This window comes from Arthrobacter sp. UYEF21, assembly GCF_040546085.1.
Taxonomy (GTDB): Bacteria; Actinomycetota; Actinomycetes; order Actinomycetales; family Micrococcaceae; genus Arthrobacter.
Genome location: NZ_JBEPNF010000008.1, coordinates 77,047 through 90,383, shown reverse-complemented (window position 1 = coordinate 90,383; position 13,337 = coordinate 77,047). Strand labels below are relative to the sequence as shown.

The 13,337-nt window shown below is 66.0% G+C and carries 10 protein-coding genes and 1 pseudogene; 2 read left to right on the top strand and 9 right to left on the bottom strand.

Features of this window, described 5'->3' with window-relative positions; all coding sequences use genetic code 11:
- Positions 1-87 precede the first annotated feature (87 nt).
- From ABIB27_RS10500 to nirB, 6 genes and pseudogenes are all read right to left on the bottom strand, one after another.
- Positions 88-333, bottom strand: a complete 246-nt coding sequence (locus ABIB27_RS10500; RefSeq protein ID WP_354215186.1) for a hypothetical protein — start codon at positions 331-333, stop codon at positions 88-90.
- A 51-nt stretch (positions 334-384) separates the two neighbouring features.
- Positions 385-1,107 (bottom strand): deoxyribose-phosphate aldolase, encoded by a 723-nt coding sequence (gene deoC, locus ABIB27_RS10495; RefSeq protein WP_354215187.1) that lies wholly within the window; start codon positions 1,105-1,107, stop codon positions 385-387.
- A gap of 119 nt (positions 1,108-1,226) precedes the next feature.
- A pseudogene (locus ABIB27_RS10490) lies at positions 1,227-1,943 on the bottom strand (FAD-dependent oxidoreductase).
- 184 nt (positions 1,944-2,127) lie between these two features.
- Positions 2,128-3,303, bottom strand: a complete 1,176-nt coding sequence (locus ABIB27_RS10485; RefSeq protein WP_354215190.1) for a uroporphyrinogen-III synthase — start codon at positions 3,301-3,303, stop codon at positions 2,128-2,130.
- A 14-nt stretch (positions 3,304-3,317) separates the two neighbouring features.
- On the bottom strand, positions 3,318-4,352 hold the full coding sequence (cobA, locus tag ABIB27_RS10480; protein WP_354215191.1) for a uroporphyrinogen-III C-methyltransferase: 1,035 nt from the start codon (positions 4,350-4,352) through the stop codon (positions 3,318-3,320).
- A 2-nt stretch (positions 4,353-4,354) separates the two neighbouring features.
- Positions 4,355-7,015 carry a nitrite reductase large subunit NirB gene (gene nirB / locus ABIB27_RS10475; protein ID WP_354215192.1) on the bottom strand — a complete coding sequence of 887 codons (2,661 nt, stop codon included), beginning with the start codon at positions 7,013-7,015 and terminating at the stop codon, positions 4,355-4,357.
- Between the two features lie 273 nt (positions 7,016-7,288).
- Here nirB and nirD point away from each other — a divergent pair, with 273 nt between their 5' ends.
- Complete coding sequence (gene nirD / locus ABIB27_RS10470) at positions 7,289-7,663, top strand: nitrite reductase small subunit NirD (protein ID WP_354215193.1); 375 nt, start codon at positions 7,289-7,291, stop codon at positions 7,661-7,663.
- 100 nt (positions 7,664-7,763) lie between these two features.
- Here the strand turns inward: nirD and ABIB27_RS10465 are convergent, their stop codons facing one another.
- Positions 7,764-9,560, bottom strand: a complete 1,797-nt coding sequence (locus tag ABIB27_RS10465; RefSeq protein ID WP_354215194.1) for a phospho-sugar mutase — start codon at positions 9,558-9,560, stop codon at positions 7,764-7,766.
- A 398-nt stretch (positions 9,561-9,958) separates the two neighbouring features.
- Positions 9,959-10,777, bottom strand: coding sequence for a purine-nucleoside phosphorylase (locus tag ABIB27_RS10460; RefSeq protein WP_354215195.1), 819 nt, complete (start codon positions 10,775-10,777; stop codon positions 9,959-9,961).
- A gap of 117 nt (positions 10,778-10,894) precedes the next feature.
- Between ABIB27_RS10460 and ABIB27_RS10455 the strand changes: the two genes are divergently transcribed.
- Positions 10,895-12,313, top strand: a complete 1,419-nt coding sequence (locus tag ABIB27_RS10455; RefSeq protein ID WP_354215196.1) for an NAD(P)H-quinone dehydrogenase — start codon at positions 10,895-10,897, stop codon at positions 12,311-12,313.
- 300 nt (positions 12,314-12,613) lie between these two features.
- Here ABIB27_RS10455 and ABIB27_RS10450 read toward each other — a convergent pair whose 3' ends face one another.
- Entirely contained in the window at positions 12,614-13,306 is a 693-nt protein-coding gene (locus ABIB27_RS10450; RefSeq protein ID WP_354215197.1) for a peptidylprolyl isomerase, read from the bottom strand.
- Positions 13,307-13,337: the final 31 nt, after the last annotated feature.

The window sequence follows — 13,337 nt, the reverse complement described above, 5'->3', positions numbered from 1 at the left end:
CAATGCAACGCGGGGTCACATGCGGCCCAATAAGTCCCCGCTGGGGACGGCCGGTAAGTGACCCCGCGTTGCGGTAAAGAGTAGTTCTTACTTCTCGCCGGCTGAATCGGAGCGGCCCGTGATGGTCTGCGGGATCCAGTACGCCAGGAAAAAGAGACCCAGGCACACAGCCATCGGCCAGGGGTTGTCAAGGGTGAGGAAGGAGAGCGAGTAGATGGCGCCCAGGAACAGTGCGATCATCACGACAAACAGCAGGATACTCGTCGGGAGGTTGTTTTCGTTCTCCGGGGTCTGCACCGTGCTTTTGCCGGACTGTGTGATCTTGCTGGACATTCGTTCCTCCTCGGCCCCGCGGGGCTCAATCTGCGGCGGCTCCGGGCGGCGTCAGTAGCCGGCTGAACCCTGTTCACCCTTGACGATCGCAATGCCGGAGCTGGCACCAATTCGTGTTGCACCTGCAGCAATCATAGCCTGAGCGTCCGCAAGGGAACGCACTCCGCCGGACGCCTTGACGCCCAGGTCAGGCCCTACCGTTCGGCGCATCAGAGCGATGTCTTCAGCGGTGGCACCCCCGCCGTTGAACCCGGTGGAGGTCTTGACGAAGTCCGCCCCGGCCTCCACGGCGGCCTGGCAGGCAAGGACCTTTTGGTCGTCGGTGAGCAGCACTGTTTCGATGATGACCTTCAGCATGGCCCCGCTCGCGTGGACGGCTTCGGCGACGGCGGAGATGTCCTCCACCAGGGCACCCTTGTCCCCGGCCCGCGCAGCGGCGATGTTGATGACCATGTCGATTTCGTCGGCGCCGTCAAGCACAGCGCCGCGGGCTTCGAAGGCCTTGACGTCGCTGGGCGTAGCCCCCATGGGAAAGCCGACCACCGAGCACGTCAGCACACCGGAACCCTTCAGGGCAGTCTTCACCGTTTTGACCCATAAAGGGTTCACACAGACCGACTTGAAGCGGTATTCGGCGGCCTCGGCACACACCTTGAGGATGTCCGCGTCGCTGGCCTCCGGCTTCAGGAGGGTGTGGTCGATGTAGGACGCGATGTTGCCTGCTCCTACGGCGCCAGCGTCGGTTTGAACGGAAGGGGTGGCTTCGTTGCTCATGATGGTCCTCTCCAGGGGCCTTATAGGCCGGGGACGTTGCAGCGTCCATGGGTCTTTCGGAACCCATCTTGCCACAGCTGCACGGGAGATTCTTGAGCGCGCGGCACCCCTACGCGGGGTCAGATCCGGCCCGAAGAAGCGCCCGGATTGGGCCGGATCTGACCCCGGGTAGCAGTGAAGTTGTCGCCAGTGAAGTAGCCGCCCGCCGCAGAGGCTGCGGCAACCAGCAGCCCCAGCCGGACGCCGTCGAACGTTGCGGCATCCCCGATCGCCCAGATGCCCGGAACGGAGGTCCGGTAGTCCCGGGTGATGGCGATCCCGCCGCCCGTGGCGGTCTGGAGCCCTGCACTCGCCGCCAGCCCGTCCCGGGAAACCCTTTCCTCCGCCAGCACAACGACGTCCGCGTTCATGCTGCTGCCGTCAGGAAACACTATTCCCGTGGCGTTGAGTCCCGGAGCCGAAACCGCCGTTGCCGGCGGCGTCGTCAATGGAGGAGTAGCTCAGGCAATGGCCGGAACCCGCAACAGGCGCTGCTTCAGGTACTGAACCTGTGGCGATGACCAGGTGGTTGTAGCCCAATTCCATGCCGTCCGCTGTGGTCACGGTGCGGGTTCCGGCGTCGATGAAACTGGCAGGCTGGCCCCGCCGGAGCGAGACGTGGGGGAGGGTGGCCAGTTCCAGGAGTTCTGCGGATGCGTCATCCCGGTTGCTGAGGATCGTGACGGTTCCATTAACCGGGCCCGGTTAAGCTCTCTGACGAGCGCCTGGGCGGCAGGCCCTGCGCCGGCGATGACAATGCGGGTAGCGGCGGAGGTGGATGTGGCGGGTGCGGACATGTGCTGGCCTTTTCGCTGGCGGCCGCGGAACGGCCGGAACTTCGTGATGATGCCAGCGTAGGGGGCTCGTTTTTCCAACGTGTTTCCCGCGAATTATGGACTACGGAGTTTTTGTCCAGATAATGGGCTTAAACCTGCGCTTCGGCGGCATTATCTGGACAAAAACTCCTGGGAGGGGGAGGGGTCAGATCCGGATGCGGTAGCCCCGCTTGACCACCGTCTCCACCAGGCGCCCGTCGGGCAGTGAAGACCGGAGCCGGCTGACTGTCATGTCGAGGGCGTGGACGGAGCCCCTGAGTTCCAGGAGGTCCGAGAGTGCCTCCCGGGACAGGACCGCACCGCCGGCGCCCAGCAGCGCACGCAGCAGCAACAGGGGCGCGGGCGCCAGCTCAACGGGCTGCCCGTTGATCCGCAGGCTGCGGCCGCGGAGCGCGATGTTGCCGGACCCTGTGTCCAGGCGCCGGACGTGGTTCAGGGCGAGGTGCTCGCACACCAGCCGGATCAGTGCGCCCATCCGGAACCGCTCGGGAATGAGCGGGGTCACACCTGCATCAAGCAGCGGCTGGGCTGTCACCGGACCAACCACGGCCGTGGTGACGTTGGTCTTGAGGCTGTGGACCAGCTCCTTGTAGACGCCCATCTCGTGCGCGGTGCTCCACATCGCGTCAACGGCGGGCGCGCTCGTGAACGTGAGGACGTCCAAGTTGCCGCTGCACGCGGCCTCGATCAGGCGCGGAAGCCGGTCTTCGCCGTCGGGCTTCACCCAGCGGTAAGGGGTCACGGTGAGGACGGCGGCACCGGACATGCGCAGGCGTTCCAATTGCCGGACGTCCGTGTAGCCGTGGAGCTGCACGGCCACTGTCTTGCCGCGGACGCCCTCGGCAAGCAGCATGTCGACCAGTGTTGAAGTGGTTTCGTCGCTGCTGATTCCGACGTCGGCGAGACCGGCCGCGCGGACGGCACCGCGGGCTTTGGGGCCGCGGACGAACATCCGGCACGCGCCGAGCGTTTCCAGCAGTTCCTCGCCAATCCCGAAGGAATCGGCAGCTTCGCACCAGCGGCGCATGCCGTACGCCGTGGTGGCAATGCAGAGGTCGGGTCGGGCCGCGATGATGGCTTTGGTGTCCTCAATGAGGCGGATGTCTTCCTGCACCGGCGCGATCTTTAGCGCCGGGGCGTGCAGCACCTCTGCGCCGCGGCGTTCCAGCGCCTCAATAAGGTCCCGGGACCGACGGTGCGACGTGACGCCGATACGGAAGCCCTCCAGCGGGTTCATTGCGGCGTCCTGGCCTGCAGTGTCCTGATCAGGAGCGTGCGTCTCGTCAAGCTGGGCGGGTTCAGCCGGTGCCAGTGCGTTCATGGGGGCCAATCCTTTCACGAACCCAGCAGCGAGGCCGCGAGCCTGTCGAGGTCGGCGGCGGCTTCCGCGTGCCCGCGGTTGGCTTCGGCTACCCGGACCACCTCACCAATGACCACCACGGCGGGATTGCTGCACCCGGCAGCGGCGGCGGTAATAGTGCCCAGGTCCGCGATGGTGGTGCGCTGGCCGGGCCGGTAACCGCGTTCGACGACGGCCATTGGCATGTCGGGGCGCATGCCGGCTTTGCGCAGCCCGGCTGCGAGCTGGTGCAGCGTCCCGATGCCCATCAGGACCACAATCGTGCCGCCCAGGCCGGACAGGTGGGTGTGTTCCTTCCCGGTCAGCGGGGCGTGGCCGGAGACCACGGTGAACATGTGGCTGACTTCGCGGTGCGTGACGGGGATGCCGGCGGCTGCCGGGACCGAGATGGCGCTGGTGACACCTGAGATGACGCGGACGGGCACACCCGCCTCGACACAGGAGGCCACTTCCTCGCCGCCGCGGCCGAAGACGTAGGGATCGCCGCCTTTGAGCCGGACCACGTTGTTGCCCGCCTGGGCGCTTTCCACCATGAGCTTCTCAATGTCGGCCTGGCTGACTTTGTGATGCCCGGGTTTCTTGCCCACGTCCACCAATTCGGCCGAGGTCAGGGTTGGCAGGTCCTGGCAGGGAGCCAGCCGGTCGTAGAACACCACGTCCGCGTCCCGGAGGGCGTTCACGGCCCCAACGGTCAGCAGCTCGGTTGTGCCGGGGCCGCCGCCCACCAGGGTGACATGGCCTATTGGGCCGGCGGCCGGTTCGGCCGCTACCGGGATGCCTGTTGCCCGGCACCGGCCCAGCAGGGCTTCCCAGCCCGGCTGGCCGTCGTCGACCGCTGCCACCAGCAAGGGACGCTCGGGGAGCGGGCCGTCATGCGCGGCACCCTGCGGGGTGCTGAGTCGGTAGACGACGGCGCCCGCGGCTTCGTAGCGGCGGACCGCCTGCCGGGCGGCATGGTCGGAACCGGTGACCAGGATTTCGCGGCCGGTCAGATCAATGCTGAGCTGCATGGCTACACCTCGTTCTCGTCAGTCAGTTCCGGGGTGGAGGGCCGTACGGGGATGGAGGCGCCGATCAGGACCGGCTGCTGGCCGGCGCGTTCTTTCTCTTCTGCCGTCGCCGGGCGCATCTGGCCGCGGTCGTCGGAGACGAAGGTGATGGAGTCGTCCTTCTGGTCGGGAGCGTTGACGAAGGACCGGAACCGGCGCAGGCGCTCGGGATCCTTCAGGGTGTCCGCCCACTCGTCCACGTAGGCGTCAACGTGCTTGGACATGGCCGCTTCGAGTTCCTCGGCGATGCCCAGGGTGTCCTTGACCACCACGTCCTCGACATGCTTGATGCCGCCGGCGAGCTCCTCCTGCCAGCGCGCCGTGCGCTGCAGGCGGTCGGCGGTGCGGATGTAGTACATGAAGTAGCGGTCGATGTACTTGATCAGCGTCTCGTCGTCCAGGTCCGTGGCGAGCAGCTGCGCGTGGGCCGGGGTGGCACCGCCGTTGCCGCCAACGTAGAGGCTCCACCCGTCGGCGGTGGCGATCACGCCCACGTCCTTGCCGCGGGCTTCGGCGCATTCACGGGCACAGCCGGAGACGCCCATCTTGAGCTTGTGCGGGCTGCGCAAGCCACGGTAGCGGAGCTCCAGCTGGATGGCCATGGCCACCGAGTCCTGGACGCCGAAGCGGCACCAGGTGGACCCCACGCAGGACTTCACCGTACGCAGGCTCTTGCCGTACGCCTGGCCGGATTCGAAACCGGCGTCCACCAGTTCCTTCCAGATTTCCGGTAGCTCCTCCAGCCGGGCACCGAACATGTCAATGCGCTGGCCGCCGGTGATCTTCGTGTAGAGGTTGTACTTCTCGGCCACGGCGGCGATGACGCCGAGCTTCTTCGGGGTGATCTCGCCGCCGGCGATGCGGGGGACCACCGAGTAGGTGCCGTCCTTCTGCATGTTGGCGAGGGCGCGGTCGTTGGTGTCCTGCAGGGTGCCGCGGCCTGCGTCCAGGACGTAGGCGCTGTTCTGGCTGGCCAGGATGTTGGCGATGGTCGGCTTGCAGATGTCGCAGCCGGCCCCGGTGCCGTACTTGGCCATGATCTCTTCGAAGGAGGTCAGCTCCAGGACACGGATGGCGTCGAAGAGTTCCTGGCGGGACAGCTCGATGTGCTCGCACAGGGCCTTGGAAAATTCGACGCCGGACTTGGTCAGCTCGGTTTCCAGCAGCTTCTTGAGCATCGGGACACAGGAGCCACAACTGGTTCCGGCGCGCGTGCATCCCTTCAGCTCACCCAGTTCCTGTACGGGGGCGTTGCCGTCGCAGGCGCCGCAGCCGTTGATGGTGTCGCGGATGGTTCCCGCGGCCACGTTGTTGCAGGAGCACAGGATGGCAGCGTCCGGCAGTTCGGTTTCCGGGGCGTCGCCGCCGGCGGCCGCCGTCAGGTAGGCGCCCGGCTCGGCGCTGAGTTCGCGGCCCAGGAGCGGGCGGAGGCTGGAGTAGGGGGTGGCATCGCCGACGAAGATGCCGCCCAGGAGGGTCTTGGCGTCGTCGGAGGTGACGATCTTCTGGTACACGCCGCGGGCCGGGTCGGCGTAGACGATCTCGAGCGAGTGCTCGGTCTTGGCGAATCCGTCACCGAAGCTGGCGACGTCCACACCGGAGAGCTTGAGTTTAGTGGCGGTGTCGAAGCCGGGGAAAGTGGCCGCGCCGCCGTGCAGCCTGTCGGCGACGATCTCGGCCATGGTGTTCGCGGGGGCAACCAGACCGAGGCACATGCCCTCAAAATTGGCCACTTCACCGATGGCCCAGATGCCCGGTACTTCGGTGGCACAGAAGTTGTTGATAACCACACCGCCACGCTGGCCCAGGCTGAACAGCTGCTCGTCGCCCTCGGGGGCGCGGAAGAGTTCATCGCGGGGCCGGACGCCGATGGCCACGATCACCATGTCGGCATCGATAATGCGGCCGTCGGCCATGAGGACACCCGTGACCTGGCCCTCGTCGTCGGACAGGACTTCGGACGGGAAGACGCCGCCGTGGACTTCAAAGCCCTTGGCCTTGATGAGCCGGCCCATTGCCTGGCCCGCTCCTTCGTCGAGCTGCGTGGCCATCAGCCACTGCGAACCGTCGATGACGATTGGCGTGGCACCGAGCTGTTCCGTGCCGGCGGCCGATTCGAGCCCCAGGAGGCCGCCACCGATGGTGACGGCGTTAACCTTGCGGCCGAGCTTTTCCGTGAGTTGGGTGATGGCCTTGCTAATGGCCCATACGTCTTCAAGCGTGCGGTATAGGTGAGTGAGCTCGTTGCCGGGGATAGGCAGGCGGGCGGCGTTCGAGCCGGTGGCCACCACCAGGTCGTCATATTCGAACGCGCTGCCGGCAGCGGTTTCCACCGTCTTGGCTTCGGCATTGATCTTCACTACGCGCTCGCCGGTCTTCAGCTCCAGGGAGGCGTGGTCCCACATCGATTTTGCGCCCAGCGTCAGGTCAACATCACTGTCGGTGAGGGCCTTGGAGAGCGCCACCCGGTCATACGGCAGGTGGGCTTCCTCAGTGAGGACCGTGACATGCCAGCCTTCGAGGCCACGGGAATGCATGGCATCGGCGAAGCGGTGGGCGGCGGGGCCGCCACCGGCGACGACGATGCGGCGCTGGTTCTCTGTGCTTGAAGTCTGTTCGGTCACTGTGGGCCTTTCGCATGGGCCGCAGACGGTGTTCTGCGACCTTCCCTGACGAGGTGTCCGTTCAGACTACGGAGACGCAGTTTCGCTTCAGTTTCCCAATTGTTTCGCCGGCTTAACTTCTGCATCACGAACGCGTTTCCGGCCGGGTGATTTCTCTTTTACCCGCCGGACACATTCACTGCACGCCGTCGAAACACCTGCTGCCTAGGTTGTTGGTACGGCCACAGAGGTGGCCAGGCAAAAGCCGAACAGGCGCAGGGAGAGGAGCCGGACATGACGGCAACACTGGAAATTGGGGCACCCACCGCCGACACCATTGAAAGCGCTGCCACCTGGCACCGGGTTTGCGCCGTGGCAGAACTCGAGCTCGCCTGGGGCGAAGCAGCGCTCATCGCGGGCCGCCAGGTTGCGCTGTTCCGGACCGGCCCCGGTGAGGTCTTTGCAGTAGCCCATGAGGACCCGGCCACCGGAGCCCACGTGATGGCCCGCGGCATCCTGGGCTCCCGCGGCACCAGGCCCACTATCGCCTCGCCGCTGCACAAAGAGGTCTATGACCTGGAAACCGGCGAATGCTTCGGAACTGCGGCCGTGCGCCTGGAAACGTTCAGCACCCGCATCGCCGATGGCTTCATCGAAGTCGAAGTCTAGGCTGACCGTCCTTGCGCTGCCCTGCCCCGCATAAGCGGTGCGGGCCCGCAACCGTTGTGCGGGGCAGGGCCGTTCTTGGCTGACGGGCGGCCCGTTAACCTCAGAGCCCGAGGGCCTCGCGGACATCGCTGATCACGGCATCCAGGGTGACCCGGGCCGACTGCCGGGCTTCGGGCAGTCCGGCCGCTGATTCCACCGGGTGGAGCACTTCGAGGTAGCACTTGAGCTTCGGCTCGGTGCCGCTGGGCCGGATGATCACGCGGGTCTGGTCCCGGGTCAGGTACAGCAGGCCGTCGGTGGGCGGCAATTTGTCGCTCCCTTCGGCCAGGTCCGAAAACGTCTCAACCGTGGACGAACCAAAGGCTTCAGGCGGGCTGACACGCAGCCGGTTCATCATGGCGTCAAGCAGGCCGAGGTCCGCCACCCGGATGCTCAGCTGGTCGCTGGCGTGCAGCCCATGCCGGAGATAAAGTTCATCCAGCGTGTCGAAGATTGTTTTGCCGTCGGCCTTGGCCGCGGCAGCCATCTCCGCGATGAGGACAGCGGCCGAAATCCCGTCCTTGTCCCGCACAATGTCAGGCGCCACGCAGTAGCCCAGGGCTTCCTCGTAGCCGTAGACCAACCCTGGCACCCGGGAAATCCACTTAAAGCCCGTCAGTGTCTCCTCATGCGCGTAGCCGGCTGCTGCGGCAATCCGGGACAGCAGCCGGGAGGACACGATGGAATTGGCGAAGACGCCGGCAGTTTCGGTACCTGCCCTGTCGCCGGCCGGCCTGTCGCTGGCTGCCCCGCCGTCGCCGTCGGGTGTTACGGCACTTCCGGCCGCGAGCCGGGCCACGATGTGTGCCCCCAGCAGCGCCCCAACCTCGTCCCCGCGCAGCATTCGCCAGGCACCACTGGCCGGATCCTTCGCGGCCACCGCAGCACGGTCGGCATCGGGATCGTTGGCCAGCACAATATCGGCTTCCAGACGGGCGGCGGTCTCCAGTGCGAGGTCCAAAGCGCCTGGTTCTTCCGGGTTGGGAAAGCTCACCGTGGGAAAGTCCGGATCCGGTTCGGCCTGTTCGGCCACGAGCGTCACATCGGCGAAGCCGGCGGCGTTCAGGACCGCCACGGCGGTTTCCCCGCCGACGCCGTGCATGGGCGTCAGGACAATCCGCAGGTCGCGGGACGGGAAGCGGACCGGATCGGCGAGTGCCGCCGTCGCGCGTTGGTAGTCGGCCGCAACCGAGGCGCCCAGGACCGTCCAGCCCTCCGTTGCCAGGGCGATGGACTCCACGGGTCCCACAGCATCGATCTGCTCGGCGATCCGGGCGTCGTACGGCGCAACGATCTGTGCGCCGCGCCCGCTTTCCTCCACGGAGTGGCGGCCAAGGTACACCTTGTACCCGTTGTCCTGCGGCGGGTTGTGGCTGGCGGTGACCATCACACCGCCGTCGCACTCCAGGGCCCGCACTGCGAAAGCCAGCAGGGGAGTGGGCAATGCGGCAGGCATCAGGAAGGTATCAATCCCGGCGGCGGTGAAGATGGCCGCCGTTTCCTCGGCGAAGATGTCCGAGTTGTAGCGGCCGTCATAGCCGACGACGGCGCGGGGCCGGGTTCCGGGCGATGCCGCACCGACGGCGTCAACCAGGAAGGCGGCGAGTCCGGCGGCGGCCCGGCGCACCACCACCCGGTTCATCCGCTTCGGGCCGGGGCCGAGGGCGGCGCGAAGTCCCGCGGTGCCGAATTGCAGGGTGCCGTTGAAGCTGTCTGTCAGTTCCTGCAGGGCCGCCGGGGAGCCGTCCTCCGCGAGCTGCAGCAGCTCCGTGAGCGCGGCGGCAGTGGCGGAATCCGGATCTTTGGCCGCCCATTCACGGGCGTGGCTGAACAAGGAGGCGGCATCGGAGGACGTCATGGGGTCAACGCTATCGTTATTGCCCGCGGAACGGTCCCGAACACTCGAGGTGAAAGCGGAAACACTGGAAATCCTTGACAGCAGGTTTCTGGACACGTAGTGCGGGCCCGAATCCTGGCCTCGGTCTCCGGTCCGCCGGGGCGGCTTCTCGCCGGCCAGGCGTCCGGACCGGATTTCCGTCCTGGATGTGGTCCTGGCCATCGAGGGAAACGAGAATGCCTTCCGCTGCGAAGGCATTCTCAAGGACGCACCGGGCGGAACGCCGGTTCCCCGAGGCCCGGGCGGACACGGTCAATCAACTGGCGGGCTCACAGCCTCACCACCCCAAAAAAGCAACGCGGGCTCACCTAACGCCCCTCGGAAGGCCTCGGACGGGCGTTAAGTGACCCCGCGTTGTCCTAAAGCTTGGCGATGATCCCCGCCAGCAGTTTGGAGATGCGCGGTCCCGCTTCCTGCCCGGATTCGAGGACTTCCTGGTGGCTGAGCGGCATGGCACTGATGCCGGCCGCGAGGTTGGTCACCAGCGAAATGCCGAACACCTCCATGCCCGCGTGGCGGCCGGCGATCGCCTCCAAAGCCGTGGACATGCCCACCAGATCCGCACCGATCCGCTTGGCGAACTGCACCTCGGCAGGAGTCTCGTAATGCGGGCCGGAGAACTGGACGTAGACGCCCTCGTCCAGCGAAGTATCCACCTGACGGGCCAAGGCCCGGATGCGTGAACTGTAGAGATCTGTCAGGTCCACGAACGTGGCGCCTTCCAGCGGGGATGTGCCGGTGAGGTTGATGTGATCTTTGATGAGCACCGGTGTGCCCGGAGTCCAGCTTTCGTTGATGCCGCCGCACCCGTTGGTCAGGACAAGGGTTTTGCAGCCGGCGGCGGCCGCCGCACGGATGCCGTGGACGACAGCACGGACGCCCTTGCCTTCGTAGTAGTGGGTCCGGGCGCCCAGGACGAGGGCGCGCTTGCCTTCCTTGGTCAGCACCGACCGGATGGTGCCTACGTGTCCCGCCACGGCCGGGGCATGGAAGCCGGGGACATCGTCCGCGGCGAGGGTGGCGGTGGTCTCGCCGATGAGATGGGCGGCTTCGGCCCAGCCGGATCCCAGGACCAGAGCGACGTCGTGGCTGGCCACACCGGTTTTCTCGGCAATGTATGCAGCGGCCTCGCGCGCGGCATCGAAAGGGTCCAGTGTCAGGAAGTCTGTATTACTCACTGGTAAAAACTATCGTGCCGCCACCGCTGTGCACAGCGTCACGGGTGCCGGTGATACGCCCCATGAATCAGGCACTTTATTGATGTCCCGGCGCAATTGGGGAGAGAATGGTTGATTGTGACTACTCACCCAGACTTCAGCTCACCCCGGATCGCAATCCTGGGAGGTGGACCTGGCGGATACGAAGCCGCCATGGTTGCAGCCTCCTTGGGAGCGCACGTCACCCTCATCGAACGCGCGGGCCTGGGCGGCTCGGCGGTGCTCACCGATGTCGTGCCTTCCAAAACACTGATCGCGACGGCGGACCTGATGACCCGCGTCAGTGCGGCGGGGGAGTTGGGAGTGAAGTTCGACGTCGACGGCGGTGACTTTGCGCCCGTGATGAGGGCGGACCTTAAGCACATCAACGACCGCGTCCTTGGCCTGGCCCGTCAACAGTCCCGAGACATCACATCCGGACTGGAACAGCACGAGAACATCCGCATCCTGCTGGGTTCGGGCAAGCTGGTGGACAACCACACCATTGAAGTCCTGACCGCGGACGGCACCGAAACCGTTGAGGCGGACACCATCCTGCTGGCAGTCGGCGCGCATCCACGCGAACTGCCCACGGCGCGGCCCGACGGCGAACGCATCCTGAACTGGGCCCAGATCTACAACCTCGATGAACTGCCCGAGGAACTCATTGTGGTGGGCTCGGGTGTGACCGGTGCCGAGTTCGCTTCCGCCTATAACGGCCTGGGCTCCAAGGTCACCCTGATTTCCAGCCGCGACCGGGTGCTGCCCGGTTCCGACACCGACGCCGCGGAGGTGCTGGAAGAAGTCTTCGAGCGCCGCGGCGTGCGCGTCCTGTCCCGGGCCCGTGCGGAGACGGTTGAACGCACGGACGACGGCGTGGTGGTGACCCTCGGTGACGGTTCGAAGGTCACGGGCAGCCACTGCCTGGTCTGCGTCGGTTCCATCCCCAACACCGCCGGCATCGGTCTGGAGGAGGTGGGCGTCGCGCTCACCGGGAGCGGGCACATCAAGGTCGACGGCGTCTCCCGCACTACGGCCCCGAACATCTACGCCGCCGGTGACTGCACCGGCGTGCTGGCGTTGGCCTCGGTCGCTGCGATGCAGGGCAGGATCGCCATTGCCCACTTCCTAGGTGACGCCGTGGCCCCCATTAAGCTGCACCAGGTGGCATCGAACATCTTTACGTCACCGGAAATCGCCAACGTGGGTGTCACCGAGGCCGATATCGAGTCGGGTAAATTTCAGGGCGATGTCATCAAACTGTCTCTCAAGAGCAATGCCCGCGCCAAGATGCGCAACAACAAGGACGGCTTCGTCAAGATCTTCGCGCGCAAGGGCTCCGGCACGGTAATCGGCGGCGTTGTGGTGGGCCCGAACGCGTCCGAGCTGATCTTCGCCATCTCCATTGCCGTGAAGCACAAACTCCACGTGGACGACGTCGCCAACACTTTCACGGTGTACCCGTCGCTCAGCGGATCCATCTCCGAGGCCGCACGCCGCCTGCACGTCCACATGTAGTACCTGGTGGGGACGTTTGGCCCTAATTCCTGTACGAACAGGACCGCCACAGTGAATCACGGCCAACATCTACATTTGCTATGGGAGCGTTGGAGGGCAGACCGCCCAAATCGCGGAGTACATTGCCGAACTGGTCCGGAGCCACGGGCACGAGGCAGAAACCGTGGGCCTCGAGCATTCCGAAGACACCCTTCCCGGCGGCCCGGACGCCTATACCGAGTGGGACGGCGTGAAACGTTTACCGAAGACTTCCTGGCTGGGCTGCCCGCACCATCGGGCGCGGCACAGCCATAGTGCCCGTCAGGAACGGGCGAAGGCCGGGACTACATCGCCGGGTGACAAGGGCGCGAACCACTGGTCAAAGCCCAGGGCGCCGGCGCTTTCCGCGGGGCCGGGATCATCCGAGTACAGCGCCTGGCTGTCTGCGTCCTCCAGCAGGACTTCCTCAACCTGTGCCCGCCAGTCCTCCGGCAGGTCCAGTTCGTAGATGTCCTCGGTGATTTCCGCCTGGTCGAGCAGGCACCGGACGGCCAGCTCGGCGGCCAGGCATCCGGGGGCGGTCCAGCCACGGCCCAAGGATGCCGCGACGTCGGAGGCCACCACAATGAACTTTTGGGTGAACTTCGCATCGTAGCTGGATGCGAACCGGGGCGGCAGCGAGGAGAGCACTGAGGACCCCGCAATGTCCGACGGGCCAATATTCTCCAGCCCGCTCAAAGTTCCGAGGTCGCGGAAAAGCTGGTCGAGGAGAACGCCCGACGAGTTCCACAGCAGGCCAGCCAACAGGCGGGTCTGGCTCACTGCTTTGTGGCGCTCTTCAGCCGGCACAACGGCCATTTCGTCGAGGTCATCGGGATCGAACTGGAGCCGCTGCTCCGGTGTCATGTCATCCGGATGGGGATCGAGGCCCAGAAGTTCCAGGCCCAGCCCGGTCAGCTTCGCCGCGTCGGCCAGCAGTTCTTCGGTGATGTCGTCTTCTTCGTCGGCATTCATGGCCCCGATGCTACTTTCGCCGGCAACCACA

Coding starts and splice junctions, on each gene's coding strand:
- deoC (WP_354215187.1), bottom strand. CDS start 1,107: ATGAGCAACGAAGCCACCCCTTCCGTTCAAACCGACGCTGGCGCCGTA.
- ABIB27_RS10465 (WP_354215194.1), bottom strand. CDS start 9,560: ATGACGTCCTCCGATGCCGCCTCCTTGTTCAGCCACGCCCGTGAATGG.
- ABIB27_RS10450 (WP_354215197.1), bottom strand. CDS start 13,306: ATGAATGCCGACGAAGAAGACGACATCACCGAAGAACTGCTGGCCGAC.
- cobA (WP_354215191.1), bottom strand. CDS start 4,352: ATGCAGCTCAGCATTGATCTGACCGGCCGCGAAATCCTGGTCACCGGT.
- nirD (WP_354215193.1), top strand. CDS start 7,289: ATGACGGCAACACTGGAAATTGGGGCACCCACCGCCGACACCATTGAA.
- ABIB27_RS10485 (WP_354215190.1), bottom strand. CDS start 3,303: ATGAACGCACTGGCACCGGCTGAACCCGCCCAGCTTGACGAGACGCAC.
- ABIB27_RS10500 (WP_354215186.1), bottom strand. CDS start 333: ATGTCCAGCAAGATCACACAGTCCGGCAAAAGCACGGTGCAGACCCCG.